The sequence below is a fragment of the Streptomyces geranii genome (assembly GCF_002954775.1).
Taxonomy (GTDB): Bacteria; Actinomycetota; Actinomycetes; order Streptomycetales; family Streptomycetaceae; genus Streptomyces; species Streptomyces geranii.
The window spans coordinates 12,690-34,725 of record NZ_PJME01000069.1; the positions used below are offsets into that span (position 1 = coordinate 12,690).

Annotated in this window: 1 protein-coding gene; it reads left to right on the forward strand. The window is 72.7% G+C overall.

The window, feature by feature from the left end; genetic code table 11:
• The first annotated feature begins 2 nt into the window (after window positions 1-2).
• Complete coding sequence (locus CW359_RS41460; protein WP_105975431.1) at window positions 3-21,962, forward strand: hypothetical protein; 21,960 nt, start codon at window positions 3-5, stop codon at window positions 21,960-21,962.
• Window positions 21,963-22,036: the final 74 nt, after the last annotated feature.

The window sequence follows — 22,036 nt, forward strand, 5'->3', positions numbered from 1 at the left end:
CCATGAGCATCATGGTCTCGCCCGAGCTGAACAACCTGCTCTTCGTGCTCATCGGCGAGAAGATGCTCCAGGCCGACGAGGATCTCGCGTACGCGAGCCACAAGCCGTACCGGCGGCTCGGCAAGAACGTCCGCGACCTCTCCGACCTGATCGAGGAGTCCGTCAGGGGCGTCGGCACCGCGCTGCCGCCCCAGGTCGGACAGCAGTACGTGCGGGCCATGCGGCTGTTCGTGGACAACGGCGGTACGAACTATCTGCGGGAGTTCGCCAAGCAGTTGGACGACGTCGGCACCGGCCGGGTGAAGACCTCCATGGACATCATGGAGTCGAAGTGGCAGATCATCGCCGAACTGGTGCGCCTGCTCATCGAGTTGGCGATCATCACCGCGCTGTCCTTCTTCACCGGCGGTTCGTCCGCCAGCCAGATCGCCACGGCGAAGGCCCGCAGCCGCGTCTCGATCCTGGCCACGCTGGACCAACTCCTCAAGCGTACGCATGTGATGCCGAGCCTCTCGGAGGCGTTCGACGAGGCGTTCCAGACGTTCGTGGTCCGGCTCGCGATGATGACGATGGCCCCGGAGGGCCGCCGTCCGGACGGCTTCGACTGGGGGCAGATCCTCCAGGACGGTGTCTTCGGCGCCTTCACCGGCATGTTCCATGGTGCGTTCGACTCGATCACCAAGAACCTCGGCAAGAACATCAAGAACTGGCTCGACGGCCCGGGCACCAACCCCTTCGACAGGCCCAACACCAAGAACATCACCGACGACATCACCTCGAAGTTCGACGATCCCCCGAAGCTGTCCCCGGGCGACAGGTTCGGCCGGGGCGTCGGGGACGGCGCCAACGAGTTCCTGGTGGCGGGCGGTGCGGAGGCGGTCGCGGAGATCTTCGTCAACGGGATCTTCAACGGCAAGTGGGAGGGGAGCTGGGAGACCTTCGTCGGCGCGGGCGTCAGCTCCGTGGTCACCTCGGCACTGTTCGAGGGCGCGTCGTCGATGGGCAACAAGTTCGGCTCCAACTTCGACTTCAGCAGTGTGAACGTGCTCCCGGTGACCGGGGACGAGGACGGCAAGAGCGTTACGGGCAAGGGCAGTTCGACCGGCTCCGACAGTGGTGAGAGCGACTCCGAGACTGGTCCTACGACGGTTGTCGGGGCCCTCGGCGGGGTGGGTACGGTGTCCACCGCGTCCTCCGGCGGCACTGGGACGCCGTCCACGGGAGGCAGCGGGGCATCCTCCTCCGGCGGGGCTCCGGCGAACAACTCGGGCAGCAACTCGACCTCCCCGGGCGGGACTCGGGGCAACCAGTCGTCCGACAACGGCACGGACACCGACCGGCGGGACGCCGACCAGGAGACCGACGGCTCCGCCGACTCCCCGGCGGCGTCCGGGTCCACCGAGTCGACCGAGCCCACCGCCACCGGCTCTCAGGGCAACTCCACCCAGCAGACGCCGGGTGCCGGATCGGACACCCCGACGTCGTCCTCGCCATCCGTACCTACGACCGGTTCGGCGACACCCAGCGGGAGCGGGGCTCCGGAGCCCACTCGTACGACGTCTGTTGATGACGGTACGCAGGAGCAGACGGAGGGGGCGGAGGGCACGGACAGCGCGTCCGAGGCCGAGACCGGCTCCGGGTCCGGGTCCGGGTCCGAGACCGGCTCCGGGTCCGGGTCCGGGTCCGGGTCCGGGTCCGGGTCCGGGTCCGGGTCCGGGTCCGGGTCCGGGTCCGGTTCCGGTTCCGAGTCCGGGTCCGGGTCCGGGTCCGGTCTGGGGGCGGTCGCGGCCTCCCCGGTCCCGGCCTCCGGTGCTCCCACCACCGCCCCCGTCTCCAACTCCGCTTCCCCGACTGCCACTTCCTCGGCCCCCGCGCCCACTCCCGCCTCGACTCACGGCTCGACGACTCACGGTTCGCAGCAGCAGCCTGCCGCGTCGCCCTCGCAGCGGGGATCCGGTGCCGACGCCGGTACGTCCGGTTTCGACGTACGCCGGTCCACCGCCGCCGACGGCGACCCGGTCACCGAGGTGACGGTGGAGGTGGACTTCACCGGCGCCGGCCTCGACAGCCTGCCGGAGGCGGAACGGCAGGCAGCCCTGGACCGGATGGCCGCCGGTGCGGAGGGCGTCTTCAACACCGCCCCGGGGCACCGGCTCGCCAACGGCGACCGCGTCCAGGTCACCGTCGTACCCGTGCCTCCCGGCGGGCGCGCGCACCTCAAGGCGGACTCGGAGCTGGATCTGGTCGAGCGGATCGGCGACCGGCTGGGCCTCGGCCCGGACCAGGAGGACGTCCCCGGACCGGAATCCGTCCGTACGGTCGGCACCCCGGATGCCGACATCGACGTACCGTCGCGCGTCTCCACGGAGTCCGGCCGGACCGTGGACCTCTCGGACGCGGATGCCAAGGTCTCGGAAGAATCCCAGGAGTCTCAAGAGTCTCAGGAGTCGCGGGAATCCCAGGTCTCCCTGGGCGCCGATCCGCCGGCCCCGGTCCGGGTCACGGCCACCTCGCAGGCGTCGTCCGATGTGCTGGCCGGGCTCTCCCCGGCCGCGCCCTCGGCGGCGGCCGACGGCGACAGCGACGACGGTGACGGTGACGACACCGACGCGGTGCGGCCGTCCGCCGTGGACAAGGGGAAGGGCCGGGCGGTTCCGGCAGGGCCCGTGGACGGTGACGACGTGTCGGTGGAGTATCCGGCCGAGTCGCCCGACGCCTACCGGCGGGAGCTGGCGGAGTACGACGCCGAGCGGACGCTGGCCGAGTACGGCTCGGCGCTGACCGCGCTGGGGCAGGCGCAGGCGGCCTTCGAGGAGGCCGAGTCGCGGCGGGCCTCGGGCGAGAGCACCTCGCACGGCGAGGAGTGGACGGACGCACAGGGCCGGTTGCACGACGCGCGGTCCCGGGTGACCGATGTGATCAACCACATGACCGTGCTGGAGGTCGACGCGCCGTCGCAGGAGATCGACGACGCGGGCCTCGTCGAGCGGCCACGGATGCGGGGCGGGGCCTTCGGTTTCCTCCGGAACCAGCCGCGGCAGGATCTGCTGGCGAACCCCGCCGGGCCCTCGCTCGTCTATCCGCCCCGGCGGAACATCGTGCACAAGGCGTTCCGCTGGATGAAGCCCGACCGGGCGGAGACCGCCCGGCTGACCGCGATCTCCCAGGCGATCAACACGACCGGGCCGGTGCCCGGCATCCGGATGAACGGGGCCGGGACCGCCTTCAAGACCGACTGGGACCCGGTCACCTTCGGCAATCTGGACCAGTTGACCCGGATGACGCTCAGGTCGGAGATCAGGGACTCCATCAACGAGGCCCATCCGGGCATGCAGCAGCTGGACACCGCCGAGTGGTGGCAGCGGGTGGGGCAGCTCGACCACCGTACGGAGGGTTTCTGGCGTGGCCAGGAGGCCCGGACCCAGGCCATGGCGGCCGAGATCACCCGGCAGCTGGACAACCGGACCCCCTCGCTGACCCCGGCGGAACTCGCCACGGTGGACACCACCCTCCAGAACGCGCCGGACGCCATCGGCGGCGCCACAGCGCTGCTGAACACCCACCCGGGTCTGATCCTCGGGGAAGCGCACAGCGCCTCGACCAGCTGGCCCTTCCTGATCACCAACATGGCCGCGCTCCAGGCGCAGGGCGTGGGAACGCTCTACGTGGAGGCGCTGCGCGGCGACAGCTTCCAGCCCTCGATCGACGCCTATCTCCAGGCCCCGGCGGGCACGCCCATGCCCGTCGAGCTGCGCAGAATGGCCACGCTGTACGACGCCTCGCACAACTCGCTGCCCGGGAACGGGCTGTTGGCGACCCTGGAGGCCGCCCGCGCGCACGGCGTGCGGATCGTCGCCCTGGACGGTGTGCCCGCCGCCTCCTCGATGACGGGAGGCTGGGGCAGCTACGAGCGGGCGGTGAAGTTCAACGCCTACGCGGCCCTCACCGTGCAGCGCGACCGGGCCACCCGCAACGACGGCTATGTCGTCGTGATCGGCAAGGCCCACTCGGACTGGCACCTGCCGCCCGCGACGGCCCACCCGGCGAACGGCCCGGTGCTGCCGCCCCACTACCCGGGCCTCTCCCAGCTGTTGCACGTCCCCTCGGTCGAACTGAACGCCCAGGCGACCGACTTGAACCGCCTGCTGCCGACCGCCGTGCTCCCGCCCGGCGTCTACGACCCGACCATCGACCCCGACGCCCCCAACTCGCAGACATCGGAACCCGGTTGGGACGCGGCGCGGGCCGAGGCGGCGCCCGAGGCGCGCTCGCACACCTGGGTCGACCCCGTGTCCAGGCCCAGGGGCGCTGACGGCAAGGTCACGCAGTACGTCGTACGGTCCGGATTCGACGTACGCCGCTTCACCCACGACGGCGAACCGGTCACCGACCTGACCGTCCACGTCGAGTTCACCAACGCCGACTCCGTGCCCGAGGAACAGCGCAAGGCGGTCTGGGACCGGATGGCAGCCGGGGTCGAACGGGTCTTCAACACCCCCGGACACCGGCTCCCCGGCGGTGGCGGACGCATGCACGTCACCGTCGTACCGGTGCCCCCGGGCGGACAGGCCCACCTGAAGGTGGAGTTGGCGGCGCCCGCGGACGGGCGCGCGACGTCCCACCATGTGTGGCGCACGGACGGTTCGGACCAGGACTTCGTCCACGAGATCGGCCACCAGTTGGGGCTGCGCGACGAGTACCGGGACGCGACGTCACCCCAACGTCCGCGTGTCGAGGGCAGTTTGATGGGCGACTACGGGCGTCCCGTGCCGGGCTCGGTCACCACCGAGGCCGCCGCGACCGAGACCGAGGAGCACTACGCCCAGGGCGGTCTGCGCCCCCGCCATCTCGCCCTCATCGACGCACTCGTCGGCGACCCCGACACCCAGCCGTCCCGCCCCGGCACGGGTCCCTACACGGGTGCCGCTCCCGGCGCCGATCCGCTCGCCCCCGTCGCGGGCACCCCGGAACACAAGCTCTGGCACCAGCTTCTCGACGCCCCCGCCGACGAACGCCCGGCGCTGCTCGCCGCGATCGGCGAGGCGCGCGGCGGGTCCGAGCCGACCTCCGACGAGGTCGCCCTGCGCGGCCATGTGCGGGACGGGCTGAGGGAGTTGCCCGGGGTGACCGTGACCGTGGAGGACGCGGCGAACTTCGGGCACCAGGCCGCCGCCACGATGATGATCGAGTCGCTCGGTGAACTGGGCTACGAGGGCCGGATCACCATCATCGCACCCGGGAACGTGCAGGACCGGCTCAGGACCCTGCTCTCCCCCGCGACGGCCGAGCGCGTCGACTGGGTGGCGGACACCTTCGTCACGACCAGGGAATACGACACCGGCACCCGGCGGCGCGACGGCCACTTGGTGCTGGTCGCGGCCAACGACGCGCTGGTGGGGGACGACGAACTCGCCGCCGGTTTCCTCAACTACACCGGTGCGGACCAGGCGATCGTGCTGCGGCCGTACGCGTGGGACAACGGCCACCGCTACCTCTACACCCGGGGCGGCCCTGACGAGGACACCACCGTCACGGACCTTGAGGACAGTACCGGCATCGCGAAGAACGCCCTGTTCCGGTTTGAGGTCTCGCCGGTGACCGGTCCGGCGCTGGACGAGCTGATCACGGCCGCGAACCTGTCCCCGGCCCGGGAAGCGGGTCTTACGGCCGTGGCGCACGCGGTCGACAGCGACGCGATGGAGCTGATGCCTGCGTACGGGCTGCACAACCTGCATCCCTCGGAGCGGGCGTCGACCCTGGCCGCCCTCGCGGAGGGCGTCCACGCGGCGCGGCTCGACAAGCCGGCCGTCGTCCTGGCCATGGGCAACGCCACGGTCGACTTCGCGCCGCGCCATCAGGCGCCGTGGCTCACTCAGTTGAGGCTCGACGACCCCGCGCTGTCCGCGCGGATCGCGGCGGCCGGTGCGGGCGAGGTGATCGTCGTCGAGGCGGGGAACCTCTCCCAGGACCTGTTCCGGCAGGTGTACGCGATGGGCTCGCTGCCCGCCGTCGTCGAGGGCGCCAACACCACCAACACCCTTCAGGTGCAGGGGCGTCCGTATTTCTCGGTGCGCACCAGCAACACTCCGTACGATCTGCTCGGCCACCAGGCGCGGTCCGTGGCGCCGGAGGTCGCCGGGGCGGTGGCGACGCTGAACAGCGTCACAGAGGCGCTCACCGCCGAGAGCGAGTGGGGGTCGCGGCTGGCTGAGGCTCCCGCGTGGGCTCGGGCGGGCCGGGCGGAGACCATCGTGAAGGTGTTGCAGGGTCTGCATCGGGGGCCCGACGACCACGGCGTGGAGAAGCTGTGGATGGGCGTCGACGAGATGGACCGGCTCACGGAGGCCTTCGGCCAGGGGGTCGACGCCATGGTGGCGAACGCCCTGGGGCCCGACCACGCCGAACAGGAGCGGATCGAGGCCCTGTTGTCCCCGCCCGAGCTGGGTGAGGACGCTCACAAACGGAAGCTCAGGCTCGCCGAGACGTGGGTCGCGCTCACCGACGCCGACCGGGACGCCCTCGTGGCGGCGGCGGAGGGGGCGCGCCAGCGGAGTCTGACGGATCTGGGGACGGACTCGGCGCAGTACTCGGTGGCTCCCACCGCCAAGCACGTGAAGGCCATCGCGTCGGCGATCACCCAGGCGACCCGGCCGGACACCCAACTGGGCGGCTACTTCGCCCGGTTGACCGATCAGGCCCGTAATCCGGGCAACGACCAGGTGCTCCAGTCGCTGGGCCGGGTGTTCCCGGCGGCACGGGAGTTCGCCACGCCGGCGAGCGCCTTGAAACCGGCGACGTTCTCCCCGCGGCCCACCGTGGGCACCTCGTCCACGAACCGGGCCCAGACCCCCGTCACGGAGCCGGAGCCGGAAACGGCCGCGGGCAGCACGTCCACGGCCGACAGCCCGGAGACGAGCACTCCGACGCCGCCCCAGCCGCCCCTCGCCGCACCGGCGACGAACGAGGCCGAGGACAGCGACGGCGAAGTCTTCGGCGACTTCACCGACTTCGACCCCACCGAACCCTGGGCGACCACCGCCCCCGCCACAACCGGCCAACCCGCAGCGAGCACGGACACCGCTGAGGACAGCGACGGCGAAGTGTTCGGCGACTTCGGCAACTTCGACCCCACCGAACCCTGGGCGACCACCGCCCCCGGCAACACCGTCACCGAGTCCACGGCCGACCAGCCCACGCCCACCGCAGACACCGCCGAAGACAGCGACGGCGAGGTCTTCGGCGACTTCACCGACTTCGACCCCACCGAACCCTGGGCGACCACCGCCCCCGCCGCGCAGGCCCCCACGCCCCAGGAAGTCGCCGCGAGCGACGCCCGTGCCGCCCTGACGGATGCCGAGAACCGCGTCGTCCAGGAGGCCGCCGAGATCGCCCGTCTCGACGCGCGGGCCGCCGAGCACACCGCGCGCATCCTCACCCTCGACCGGCACATCCCCGAGGCGAGGAGCCGTACCCGGAACGCCGACGCGGTCGTCGCCCGGATCGACGGTGTCCGCTCGGCCCGCCGGAACCCGCCCGCGTCCTCGGCCCCCGCCCAGGAGCGTCCGGACCAGACCCGGGCCAGGCAGGCCCACCAGGCCCTGGCCACGCTCCAGGCCGACCGGGCCGCGCAGGAGCGGTCCCTCCGGGATGTCCGGGACGCGCTCGCCCGTACACGGACCGCCATGGAGGACCTGGAGCGGCGCCTGCCCGAGTTGCGCGCCGCCGACCTGCGTGCCCAGCAGGCCCTCGCCGCCGTCGGCGCCGATCCGCTCGCGCCGACCGTCGGGTCCCGCGACGGGCGCCGTGAGCCCGCTCCGGTGCCGGTGCCGCCGGCGCCTCCCGGCTGGGAGGACGCCCGGGGCGCGGCGGCCCCCGAGAGGCGGTCGCACTCCTGGGTCGACCCGGTGTCGACGCCCAAGGCGGCGGACGGCAGGACGACGACGCAGTACGTCGTGCGGTCCGGGTTCGACGTACGACGCTTCACGCACGACGGTGAACCCGTGACCGACCTGACGGTCGAGGTCGAGTTCAGTCACGCGGACGATGTCTCCGAGGCCGACCGGCAGCTGGTCCAGGACCGGATGGCGGCCGGGGTGGAGCAGGTGTTCAACGCGCCCGGGCACCGGCTTCCGGGCGGCGAACGGGTCCATGTGACCGTCGTGCCCGTGCCGCCGGGCGGGCACGCCCACCTCAAGGTCGAGCTGGTGGCGCCGTCCTCCGGGCGGCCCACCTCGCACCATGTGTGGCGCACTGACGGTACGACGCTCGACTTCACCCATGAGATCGGCCACCAACTCGGCCTGCGCGACGAGTCCCAGGACGCCACCGCACCCCAACGCCCGCAGATCGAGGGCAGCTTGATGGGTGCGTACGACCTGCCCGCGTCCGAACTGCCCGGGTCTGATCTGCCCGGGTCTGATCTGCCCGCGTCCGATTACGCGCAGGGCGGGCTCCGGCCCCGTCACCTCGCCCTCCTCAACGCGCTGATCGGCGAACCCGATCAGACCCCGGCCCCCACCCCGGGCACGGCTCCCGCCTCCCCTGACACCACCCTCGGCGCCGACCCCCTCGCCCCCGTCACCGCCGCCGAGTTGGCCCTGCGCCGACGTGTGCGGGACGGGCTCTCGGAGTTGCCCGGCGTGACCGTGGTCGTCGACATCGCGGCGAACTTCGGGCATCAGGCGGCGGCCACGATGATGATCGACTCGCTCACCGAGCTGGGCTACGAGGGCCGCGTCACCGTCATCGCGCCGGACGATGTGCGCCGACGGCTCGACCTGCTGCTCTCCGCGCCGATGCGGGCACGCGTCGACTGGGTGACCGGCTCCTTCGACCCCACCGCCTCCTACGAGAGCGGCAGTCAGCCGCGGGCCGGGCACCTGCTCCTGGTCGCCGCCAACGACGCGCTCGTCGACAACGCCGAACTCGCCGCCAAGTTCCTGGACTTCGCCGGTGCGGACCAGGCAGTGGTGCTGCGGCCGTACGCGTGGACCGGCGGCCACCGCTACCTCTACACGCGTGACGCGTCCGACCCGAGTCGAGCCGCTGTCACCGACCTCCAGGGCCCGAACGGCATCCCGGACAGCGCCCTCTTCCGCTTCGAGGTCCCGCGCGTCACCGGGGCCGCCCTGAACGACCTGATCACCGAGCAGGTCGCCTCGCCGGAACGGGCGGCGGGCCTCAGGGCCATCGCCACCGAAGTGGACGGCCAGGGCATGGAGTTGATGCCCGCGTACGGCCTGCACAACCTGCACCCGGCGGAGCGGGCCTCGACCCTGGCGGCCCTCGCGGAGGGCGTGCACGGGGCCGGGCTCGCCAAGCCCGCCGTCGTACTCGCCCTCGGCAACGCCACCGTCGACTTCGCACCCCGCCACAACGCGGCGTGGCTCAGGCAGTTGTCCCTGGGCGACCCCGAACTGCCGCGCGTGCTGGCGGAGTCGGGACCGGGCGACGTAGTGATCGTGGAGGGCGGGAACCTGTCCCAGGAACTGTTCCGGCAGGTGTACCAGATGGGTTCGCTGCCCGCTGTCGTAGAGGGCGCCAACACCACCAACACCCTTCAGCTGCAAGGGCGTCCCTATTTCTCGGTGCGCACCAACAACACCCCCTACGACCCCCTCGGCGACACCCCCGAGGACTCGGCTGCGGTCGAGGAGCTGGAGGCGGTCACTGCAGCGATCGTCGCCAGGAGCGCTTGGGGGGAGGCTCTGGAGGATCTCCCCTCGTGGGAGGCGGCGGGCAGGGCCGAGACCGCGATCAGTGTGCTGAACGCCCTGCCGCAGGACACCGAGTCCGAGTCCGAGGACGTCGTGCTGATGCTGGGGCCCGACGAGGCGGAGCGCCTCCGCAGGGCCTTCGGCGACGAGGCGGCCGTCACCGTCGAGGGCGTTCTGGGACCGAACCACGAGAACCTGACCGAGGCCCGGGAACTGATGGAGCCGGACCGGCCCCGGGAAGCCTCGTACAAGCGGATGGACCGGCTGCAGAACCACTGGGTCTATCTCAGCCCGGCCCAGCGGGACGCGCTGGTCGCGGCCGTCGAGGTGATCCACGGGCGGTATCTGGCGAAGCTGCGGGAGGAGTCCGCCGGTTACTCCGTGGCCCCGGACCCGGAACAGGCCGCCGTCATCGCCTCGGCGGTCGCCGACGCCAACCGCCCCGACTCCCAACTGGGCGGCTATTTCACCAGGTTGACCGAGCAGGCCCACCGCCCGGACCACGACCAGGTACTCCAGGCCCTGGGTACCGTCTTCCCGCCGCGGACCGCCGACGGTGCCGATCCGCAGGCCCCGACGACCCGTACGGCCGACGGCACCGGCCGACCCGACGTGCCGCCGGCCTCCGTACCGCCGTCGCCTCCCGGCTGGGACGACGCCCGGCGTGCGGCCACGCCCGAGAAGCGGTCGCACACCTGGGTGGACCCGGTGTCCCGGCCGAGGGGTGCGGACGGCAAGGTCACGCAGTACGTCGTGCGGTCCGGGTTCGACGTACGGCGCTTCACGCACGACGGCGAACCGGTGGCCGATCTGACGGTCGAGGTGGCCTTCACCGGCGCCGACGGTATTCCGGAGGCGGACCGGCAGGCCGTGTGGGAGCGGATGGCCGCCGGGGTTGAGCAGGTGTTCAACGCACCCGGGCACCGGCTGGCCGGTGGCGAGCGGGTCCATGTGACCGTCGTGCCCGTGCCGCCGGGCGGACAGGCCCATCTGACCGTGGAGTTGGCCGATCCGGCGACCGGGCGGCCCACGTCCCACCACGTGTGGCGCACGGACGGTACGGTGTTCGACTTCGCGCACGAGATCGGCCACCAACTCGGCCTGCGCGACGAGTCCCAGGACGCCACCGCACCCCAACGCCCCCAGATCGAGGGCAGTTTGATGGGCGTGTACGACCTGCCCGTGCCCGACCTCGGCGGCGAGCCGGAGTCCGGCTACACGCAGGGCGGGCTCCGGCCCCGCCATCTGGCGCTGCTCACCGCGATGGTGGGCGACCCCGATCCCGATCCCGTCTCGACCTCAGTCCCGGACACGGATACGAATACAGACGCGGGCTCAGACTCGGCCTCGGGCTCGCACTCGGACTCGCACTCGGGCTCGGGCTCGGGCTCGGGCCTGGACACCGCCCCCCGCCCGAACACGCCTCCCGGCACCCCCAGCTCCACCCCCCTCGGCGCCGACCCCCTCGCCCCGGTCACCCCAGCCGAAGCCGCGCTGCGCCGACGCGTGCGCGACGGCCTCGGCGCGCTGCCCGGCGTCACCATGGTCGTGGACGACGCGGCCAACTTCGGGCACCAGGCCGCCGCCACCATGCTGGCCGACTCGATCGGCGAGCTGGGCTACGAGGGCCGGATCACCGTCATCGCCCCTGAGAACGTGCAGCGGCGCCTGGACGTCCTGCTCTCCGCTCCGCTGCGCGCCCGTATCGACTGGGTGTCGGACACCTTCGACCCGAACACCGCGTACGACACCACCAGTCGGCCCCGCGCCGGTCACCTGGTCCTCGTCGCCGCCAACGACTCGCTGGTCGACGACGCCGAACTCGCCGCGAACTTCCTGCACTTCACCGGCGCGGACCGGGCGGTCGTGCTGAAGCCGTACGCCTGGACCGGCGGCCACCGTTATCTCTACACCCGCAGCGGGCCTGACGCGGACGCCGAAGTCACCGATCTCCAGGACGAGGACGGCATCCCGGACAGCGCCCTGTACCGGTTCGAGGTGCCGCGTGTCACCGGTGCCGACCTGGACGACCTGATCACCGAGCAGGCCGCCACCCCGGGGCACGCGGCGGGGCTGACGGCCCTGGCCCACGCGGTCGACGGCGACAGCATGGAGCTGATGCCCGCCTACGGGCTGCACAACCTGCATCCGTCGGAGCGCGCGTCCACGCTGGCGGCGCTCGCGGAGGGCGTGCACGGGGCCGGGCTCGGCAAGCCCGCCGTCGTACTGGCCCTCGGCAACGCCACCGTCGACTTCGCGCCCCGCCACAACGCGCCGTGGCTCAGTCAGTTGAGGCTCGACGATCCCGCGCTCCCCCAGCGGATCGCCGCCGCCCGACCCGGTGAGGTCATCGTCGTCGAGGCCGGGAACCTCACCCAGGACCTGTTCCGGCAGGTCTACCAGCTGGGCTCGCTGCCCGCCGTGGTCGAGGGCGCCAACACCACCAACACCCTTCAGACACAAGGGCGTCCGTACTTCTCGGTGCGGACCAACACCACCCCGTACGACCCCCTCGCCGACACCCCCGAGGACTCGGCTGCGGTCGAGGAGCTGGAGGCGGTCACCGCGGCGATCGTCGCCAGGAGCGCGTGGGGCGCGAGCCTCGACTCCTTCTCCGGGTGGGAGCGGGCCGGTGACGCGGAGACCGCGCTCAGTGTGCTGGGGGCGCTGCCGCTGGACACCGAGTCCGACGACGGCCGGCTGTTCATGGGGCTCGACGAGTCCGACCGGCTGCGGAAGGTCTTCGGCAAAGACGCCGGTGACATCGCCGCGGACATCCTGGGGCTCGACCACGCCGACCTGATCACGATCCGCGAGCTGATGGAGCCCGACAGGCTGCCGAAGCCGCCCAAGAAGCCGCGGTACGACGAGGACTCGGAGTCCGAAGGCGAGGTGTCCTCCGACGAGGAGACGGATACCCGGCCGCCGCCGGAGCCCTCGTTCAAGCGGATGGCGCGGCTCGCCGACCACTGGGTCTACCTCACCCCGGCCGAGCGGGACGCGCTGCGGGCGGCGGTGGACAAGCTCCACCGGCAGGCCCTGACGGATCTGCGGGAGGAGTCCGCCGACTACTCGGTGGCACCGGACCCGGAGCAGACCGCCGTCATCGCGTCGGCGATCACCGACGCGAGCCGCACCGGCTCCCAACTCGGCGACTACTTCACCCGGTTGACCGACCAGGCCCGCGATCCCGCCAACGACCAGGTCCTCCAGGCCCTCGGCCGACTCTTCCCGCCGGACGCGGACCAGGGCGCCGACCCGCTCGCGCCCTCGGTCACCGGCCGGGAGTCCGCCGAGACGCCCGACGCGATACCGGCGGCTCCTCCGGGATGGGAGGCGGCGCGGGCCGAGGCCGTGCCCGAGGCGCGCTCGCACACCTGGGTCGACCCGGTGTCCCGGCCGAGGGGCGCTGACGGCAAGGTCACGCAGTACGTCGTACGGTCCGGGTTCGACGTACGCCGCTTCACCCACGACGGCGAACCGGTCACCGACCTGACCGTCCACGTCGAGTTCACCAACGCCGACTCCGTGCCCGAGGAACAGCGCCAGGCGGTCTGGGACCGGATGGCAGCCGGGGTCGAGCGGGTCTTCAACACCCCCGGACACCGGCTCCCCGGCGGTGGCGGACGCATGCACGTCACCGTCGTACCGGTGCCTCCGGGCGGACAGGCCCACCTGAAGGTGGCACTGGCCGATCCGGCCTCCGGTGCCCGAACCTCCCACCACACCTGGCGAGTTGACGCGGCGGGTCAGGATCTCGCCCACGAGATCGGTCACCAACTCGGGCTGCGTGACGAGTCCCGGGACGCCACCGCGCCCCAACGGCCCCAGGTCGAGGGCAGTTTGATGGGCGACTACGGACTCCCCGTGCCGGATTCCGTCCGCACCGAGGCCGCCGCGAACGACACCAGCACCGGGACCGGGACCGAGGAGCACTACACCCAGGGCGGTCTGCGCCCCCGCCATCTCGCCCTCATCGGCGCGCTCGTCGGCGACCCCGACAGCCAGCCGTCCCGCCCCGGTACGGGTCCCGGCACGGGTGACGCCCTCGGCGCCGATCCGCTCGCCCCGGCACCGCCCTCGCCCTTCGTGTCCGCCTACGGCCGCCAGCACGACGGCAACGTGGGCCTCGTCCAGGTGGAGCCGCTGCCGCAGCGGGTCGTGGACGGCGTACACCAACAGGTGCTGAACTCCCTGGGGTTCACCGGGCCGGTGGCCGAAGACCACCCGGTGCGCGTCCAGTTGCGGGACCGGCTCGGGGCCGAGCAGCTGGTGCTCGCGCTGCCCTATCTGCGCAGCAGCCTCGGCCATCGCGTCACGGTCACCGTCGGGGGCCGGGAGCGGACCGTGGACGTACGTCTCGCGCTGCGTGATGCCGTGCCGTCGGCGCGCTACGGCACCGAGGACGTCACCGATCCCGATGTGCGGGTCGAGCGGCGCGGGCTCGGCGCGCAGGAGTCGGGGGACTCCGAGTCGTCGGGCAACTACCGTACGGTGCCGGTGCCTTGGTCGTACTCGCTGCCCGTCCCGGCGGCCGGGGCGCTGCGGGGCTGGGAGTTCGGCCCCTCCCTGTCCCTGACGCACAATCAACTGTCGCTGTCCACCTCGGTCTCCCACCTCGTGCAGACCGTCACCGCCCAGCGCAGCAACGAGTTGTCGCAGGCGTTCGACTTCACGTCGGCCTGGCAGGTGCGGGTCGACACCCCCCGGATGGCGCCCAACGACGGCGGCTGGGGGCTGACGGAGACCCACGGTCCGGTGACCATCTGGTTCCCGCACCATCTGGCCGTGGAGGACACCTCCGGGGAGCCGCTGCCGCAGGCGGCCTCGCTGGACGAGCTGCCGTTGTGGGGCGTGGACACCGTCGCCGATCCGCAGTTGCTGCTGGAGTCGGTGCTGAGCCTCTTCCACGGCGAGCTGACCGGGCTGAGCGACTCCTCCGCCCAGGAGTTGGAGGCGTTCCTGTCCGAGTCGGTACTGCGCGGGACGCTGCCCATGCAGCGTTCGGGGGGCATCTTCTCGCCGGTGCTGCTGGACTCGCGGGGCCGGGCGATTGGCATGTTCAAGGTGTCCACGGTGGTCACGCCGGGGGCGCCCACGCACAGGACCCAGGACACGAAGGTCAACCTGGAGAGCCATCTGATCCAGACGGTGAAGACGGACGGCCAGGCCAAGATCACCAACGCGGTCGGAGTCGACTTCGGTACCGGCCCCTCCTTCACCGGGGACCACGCCAAGAACCACCCGAAGGCCTCGGACAAGGTCGCCGGGAGTCTCACCGGCAAGGCCGGCGCTCGCTGGCAGACCAGCGACAGCCTGGGCAGCGGCGGCAGCGCCACCCTCATGCACGCCCTGCGCACCAACCGGAGCCATCTCCTGGCCCCCGCCGACGTCCAGCACACGGTCACCCTGGTCCGGCCCGGCGGCAGTACGCGGACCGAGGAGCTGCCCAGCTGGCACAAGGGCATGCATCTGCGGCTGCTGACCAGCGAGACCGCCCAGGGGCACCGGCCCGAGGGCGAGGAGGTACGCGCGCTGCCCGCCGAGCTGGAGAACCTCCAGAGCCTCGGCATCACCGCGACCCCGCTGGCCGTGGACGGCCCGGACGCCATGTTCGCGGAAGCCGAGACATGGCTGCGCCGCAACGGCTTCCTGCCGCCGGAGACCAACACCCCGGTCCGCAACCGGGTGCTGCCCGACGAGGCGCTGGTGCAGGCCCAGTTGAACAATCTGCGGCGTTTCGAGCAGGCCAGGTCCGCGATCGGGCTGCGGGCGGCGGCGGACGCCATGGTCGACGGCGGCCACCCGCTGTGGCTGGAACGGCCCACCGCGACCGGCACCCATCGCATCAGGCTGAACCTGACCGCCGTCCGCGACACGGACGGCGGTCCCAGCGAGCACACCCTCACCCGCCCCGACATCCAGCACGTCTCCCTGGCCTCCTTCAGCGCGGGCGGCACCGAGCAGAAGGCGTCCGGCTACGGCTGGTCGCTGGGGTTCGGCGGCGGCCCCTCCGGGCCCGTGGGCCCCTACAAGAACGGCAAGGGCACCCTCGGCGGTGCCGTCGACTACTCGTACACCGGCCAGACCGGCCATGCGACGACCGTCGGTGCCGGTCTCTCGCACGATCAGCTGACCATCAGTTCCGGGCAGAACAGCGAGGTCTTCACCGTGCCGGCGCGGTTCGCGCTCGATCTGTACGACGGTCCGGGCGCCGAGCCCGCCGTCCGGTTCGCCGCGTCGATCGCGCCCCCCACCACGTTCACGCCGCCCGGCGAGGACCCGGCGCCGCCCGGACCGCCGCCCCGGACGGTGGCCGGCACCATCACGCTCGCGGTACCGCACCACCGCACCCTGGCACCGGCCGACGAGCCCGCGCCGCCCGCCGCGACTCCCGCCGCCCGGCTGCCGGAGCCCGTCGATCACGAGCGGCTGGCCATGACCGACGCCGAGGGCCACCCGGTGGACGGGGTCACCAAGCTGCCGGACGACGCGGTCGTGGACGTGTTCCGCGGTTCGGCGGCCCTCCAGGAGGCGCTGCGGCAGATCGCCGAGGGCACCCACCCGGGGCATCCGGAGGCCGGCCGGCTCGGGGCCCTGGCCACCGCGATCGCCGCGAGGAGCCACCAGGTGCTGGTGGACGCGGCCCAGGCGGTCACGTCGAGTGTGGCGGGGCAGAGCGCCACCGATCCGACCACGGTCGCCGCCGAGGTGCAGCAGGCCGCGGTGGCGCCGGGCAGTCTCGTCGCCCGCGCGCACCAGATCTTCAAGGGCGGCTACGTCGTCGAGGGCATCAGCCTGCCCGGGCTCGGTGCCGACCAGGAGTACTCGCTGGAGATCCGGGGCGTCCTGCGCAACCCCCGGCATCTGGGCAGCGCCAAGCAGTACCTGGAGAGCGGCATCGCCGCCACCGACTCCGCCAACCAGCAGAAGACGGTCAGCGGCGCCCACCAGACCGGCGTGGCCCTCACCGGGACCAGGACTCCGACGACCCCGGCCGTCAATCCCGCCCCGAACCCGAACCCGGGTACGACGGCCACCGTGCCGACCCCCGCCCCGGCCCCGGCGCCGAAGCCGCCCGCGTCCTTCGGGCCTTCGGCGAAGTACACGTACACCCGCAAGACGGAGGACTCGGGCACGGTCGCCTCCAGCACGACCGTCAACCGGACGTCCACCGAGAGCGGTACGGAGCACCGGATCGGGGCCGACGCGACGATCCTGATCACCGTCCGGCGCGGCACGCGCAACGTCGTCGGCAACACGGTCGGAGTGGGCAGCGCGCCCGCCGTCACCGTCGCCGTGGAGCTGCCGCAGGCCGTGCAGTTCCTGATGACGGACGGTCAACTCGGCCGCCACGAGGAGTGGTTCACCGGTGTCGAGGGGCTCACCCCGCCGCCCGCCGCGCCGGACGAGCTGCCGCTGCCCCAGCGTTTCACCCGTACCTCGGAGCCGGGCCTCGCGGCCGTGCTGTCCGTCACGCAGTTTGCCGATCCGCCGCCGGACACCCCTGACACCCTGGACGCCACGGACACTTCGTCCGACGCACCGCCCTCCGCACAGCCCACGCCCGCCGAGCGGCGGGACCGGCTGCGGGCCGAACTGACCGCGCTGGTCGAGGCGGAGGCGCCCGGGGTCACCCAGCCCGGGCACTCCGCGTATCTGCCCGGGGTGGCCGCCCGGATCGCCGACTACACCTCCACGGCCGGGCTGCTCGCCCTGCCGGGACGCGGCCCGCGCGGCATCCAGCGCTTCCACTTCCGTCATCTCGCGCTCGGCGGCGCCCGGCTGGTCGAGGTCACCCTGACCGCCGGGCCGCGCGCCGACGCCAACGAGCTGCGCGGGGTGCGCGGCCGAAACGCCGGGCCCGGTACGGGACTTGAGCAGTACCACGCGCACACCCCGGCCGGGATCACCACCGGCACGACCACCAGCCGACAGCACGGCCTGACCGTCAACCCGACCACCCGCTATCCGCGCCCGGAGCAGGACACGCGTACCGACCGGGGCGGTCCGACGCTGAGCGTCAGCAGCACGCAGAGCCGTGGCACGAAGGCCGTCTCCACGGCTGAGGACCGGTTCTGGCTGCGCACGGACAGCGCAGCCGACTTCGACCTCGACTACGACTACACGGCCTCCGTACGGTCCGAACTGGTCGCGGACTGGCCGCCGAACCTGGTCGGCGGCGCCCTCCAGGGCGGGCTCCTCGCCTGGCAGGACGACACGGACGCGGCCACCGCAGCCGAGGCCGCGAACTGGATCAGCCGCACGCTGAGCGCCCGTCCCTACCGCACGGCGACCGTGCCGACCTCGGTCACCCTGCGCTTCACCGGCAGCGAGGCGGCCTCCGCCGAGGAGGTGGACCCGCCGCTGCCCCCGGCGGTCGAGGAGACGGCACCCGTCATGGAGGGTGCCCGCTTCGTCCCGATGGGTCCGGCGCCGGTGTTCGAGTTCAACGCCTGGCCGCAGCTGACCACCGCCCTGAACACGGTCGCCCCGGGGCAGAACCGGGGCTGGCGGTCCCTGGAGACGTCGACGTCCGCCGAGAGCACCGCCGTCCGGCTCGGCGAACTCATCCAGGCCGGCGACATCGCCCTCGACCACCCCCGCACCACCGGCGGCCTGACCGACTCCATGCCGGGCGCGTACCCCTTCGAGTCGGCGCCCGACACCCCGCCCGCCCTGTCCGTCACCCTGCACAACCCGCGCCGGGTCACCCAGGCGGCGGACGTCACGCTCGACCGGCTGCACGTCACTTCGGTCAGCAGCGGCTCGTCCCGGAGCGGCGGCACCACCGGCGGCATCAGCTTCCAGGGCGCCTACAGCACCGACAACCCCGACCGCTCCCTCGTCGGCACCACCGTCCCGGTCCTGGTCCGCCAGCCGCAGGTGACGGGCAGTACGGCGGCCGACAGCGGCGGCAGCAGGGAGTGGCTCAAGACCGGCAGCACGAGCGCCCCGTCCGACGGCGCGCGCGGCACCCGGACGTACGAGGCACTGGTCGACACACACCTCACCGTCCAGGGCCCGCGCGGCACCCGGCACGTCACCGGCACGGCCACCGTGCGCATCGGCGAGCGGGACGCGCTCGGGTACGGGATCACTCCGCCGCGTACCCAGGCGCGGGTGTACGACCTGCCGTCGATGGTGCGGGCGGGGGCGGACGCGGAGGCGCTGCGCGAGGGCGGAAACGGCGATACGGGTACGGGTGACGGTACGGATACCGGCACCGGCACCGGCGTGGACGCGGCGACCGAGACGGCCCCGGTTGTCGCGGCGCCCGAGCTGCGCGACTGGGCCCGGCATCCGTTGCGGACCCTGCCCGGACTGCTGGCCGATCAGATCGACGCCGGCGACCCGGCCGCCCAACTGTGGCTCGCCATCGGCGACACCGGGACCGAGACCGGGCAACAGCGGCTCGGGCGGGCCCTGTTCGCCGCGTCCCGTGCCGCCGCGAGCGCCGGCAAGCCCGTCGAACTCGTCGTGCGCGCCGACGACAGCACCCTCACCTTCTGGAACTTCGGCCCCGACGGTGCCCTTTCGGGGCTGGACGATGCCGGTACGACGGCCTGGGCGGCGTTCGGCGGTCGGGTGACTGCGCTGACCGACGCCGCGGAGGCCGAACAGGGCGCCCGCGAGGAGGAGTTCACCCTCCGTGCGGCCCAGGCCGCGCACGGTCCCGTACTGGCCGACGCCGAGATGCAGGCCGAACTCGCCGCCGACGCGGTGGAGTTGGCGCGCACTGCGGTGGAGACCGCCGACGGGGCCGTCACCTTGGCCCGGCAGGCTCGGGAGGAGGCTGAGCGGGAGAGCGAGCGGTGGCAGGAGGAGGCCGACCGGCTGGCCCCGCTCGCCGCAGCGGCGTCGGCACGGATGGACGCGCTCGACACGCCCATCGACACCGCCCGGCGCCGGGTGCGGGAGGCGGACGCGGTCGTCGCCACCGTCAACCGCAACCACCCGGCGCCCACCGAGGGTGGCGCGGAGCGTCAGGACGAGACCCGGGCCCGCGAGTTGCGGGAGGAGCTCGACAGGCTGCTGGAGGCGGCGGACGAGCACCGGACGGCCCTGGACGGGATCAACACCGAGTTGCGGACTGCGCGGGAGGCCGTCGAGGAGGTGGAGCAGCGGGTCCTGCCGGGGCTGCGCGCCGCCGAGGAGGGGGCCCGGCGTGCCGCCGAGGAGCCGCGCGCCGCGCTGACCGGGGCCGTCGAACGCCACGGTGTCGCCGTGGCGACGCACGAGGAGGCCCGTAAGCGGGCCACGGACCTCGCGACCGGGATCACGGCGGCCAACAACCACCAGAAGGCGCAGGCCGCCGCCCAGTCGACCGCCGAGCAGGCCCTCTCCGGCCTCGCCGCCCGACTGGCCGTCGCCCGCGCGGAGTCGGTCGTCGACGTGCCGACGGGCTCGCTGTCCACCACCGCACCCCGCTGGCCGAACCCCACGCCCCAGACCGCCCTGTCCCGTGGCGTCCGCCCGACCCCGAACACCGCGACACCGACGACGGACGAGACGAACGAGACCGATGAGACGGACGAGGCGACGACCCCCGTACCCCCGCCGCCACCCCCGTCCGACCAGGGAGGCATCCCGCCGCTTCCGCCGTCGACCACGACCGACGACGAGACGACCACCCCGCTGCCCCCGCCGCCTCCGGGTGGCGGCGGAAGCACGACGACCGGCCTGGGAGGCATCTTCCTGCCCCCGCCACTAGCCACCTCGGACGACGAGACCGCGACCCCGCCCAAGCCCCTGCCCACCTCAAGCAAGAACGCCTTCCCCGGAGTTCCGCAGCCCAAGGCCAAGGATGCCGTTCAACTCCGGCCCGCGAGCGGCAAGTTGGTGCGGTCGCGGAAGAACGGGGAGTGCGTGCTGTACTCCGTGCTCGCCGCCGATCCGCTGCACATCCGCAGCCGGCTCGACAGTCTCAAGTCGCCGGACCCCGACGTGCGTCAGTGGCTCGGTTCGCCCGTGACCGTTCGGCAGGAGCTGGCGGCCGTCGCCGCCGGGCAGAGCAAACCGGTGGCGGAGGCGGCCGTCGCGCAGTTGCGGGAGCTCGTGTCGGACCACCTCGATCAGAGCACCAAGGCCGGGACACTGGCCTATGACGTGATCGGGCAGTTCCGCAGGAGCCGTATCAAGGAGTTCGGCGACACGCTGGAGCCGATGTCCCGGCGGGAACTCGAAGACCTGCTGCGGGTGTACGGCATCAGCGAGGTGACGGTCCCGCAGACCTTCACCGACCAGGAACTCCGCGACCTCTACCGGGCCGCGCTGGAGGAGGAGCACACGTCGGGCGGCGGGCTGCCTGCCCAGTCGGCCGACGTCGACACCGCCTCGCCCGCCGCCATGCTCGACTACCTCCGCGACCACGAACGGCTGCCCGCCCTCGCGGAGTTGACCGACGACCAGCAGCGCGCCCTGCTGGCCGCCGCCTACGCGGACAGCACCGTCCAGCTCACCAGCGAGGAACTCGCCGAGGTGCTGGACGCGGTGGTGAACTGGGAGCGCAGATGGATCGCCCTGGGCGGCGAGGTGTTCCTGCCCCTGATCGCCCACGCGCTCGGCGTCGCGGTCGACGTGGCCCGGGAGGTGGCGAAGCGCCCGGGACGCTGGGTGACGGGCACCGTCGGCCCGCGCAACGCGACCCGGGTCGTCGAGGTCCACTACAACGGCGACACGCACTACGACGCCAGCGACGCGTCCCCGCGCTCCACCAGCGTCCCGGACCGCGTGCCCCAGGACGGCACCTTCACCGCCGCGCTCCTCAACTCGCTGCCGACGGGGGTCACCTCGGAGAGCACGCCGGACCCGCTGACCGCCGTCAACAGCGCCGACGCCCTGCACAAGTGGATGCGCGAACGGCTGATGGCGCCGGACTCGGCCGGTGCTCCGCCGGGTGCCCGGCTGCCGGGCGGCGAGCACACCCTCTCGCTGGACGAGGTCGGCTCGCTGGGCATCGAGGTGACGACGGGCATGGCGGCGGAGGCCGCGCTGCTCGGCGGTCAGCTCACCGTCTCGCTCAACCTCGGACAACAGCTCCAACTCCTCCTGAAACAGCCCGACTCGGAGGATTACGTCGCTACGGTGGCCGCGCTGGTGGCGCAGGCCGTCGGCCGGGATATCGTGATCACCGGCCCGGGTGTCGCCGAACGCCGGTTCGGTTCCGTCCCCGGCGCACCGATCCGCATCACGTTCGACAGCGTGGGGAATCCCGCGTCCCTTCAGTACAAGCCGGCGGGCTGAGGCATGGCCCTGGCGTGTACGGCTCCGCAGCAACGCCCGTACCCGGCGCCCCGGCGCCCGGTGTCCCGGCGCAC

What these genes read in the sequence shown, in the direction of transcription:
- CW359_RS41460 (WP_105975431.1), top strand. Translation starts at nt 3, where the DNA reads ATGAGCATCATGGTCTCGCCCGAGCTGAACAACCTGCTCTTCGTGCTC.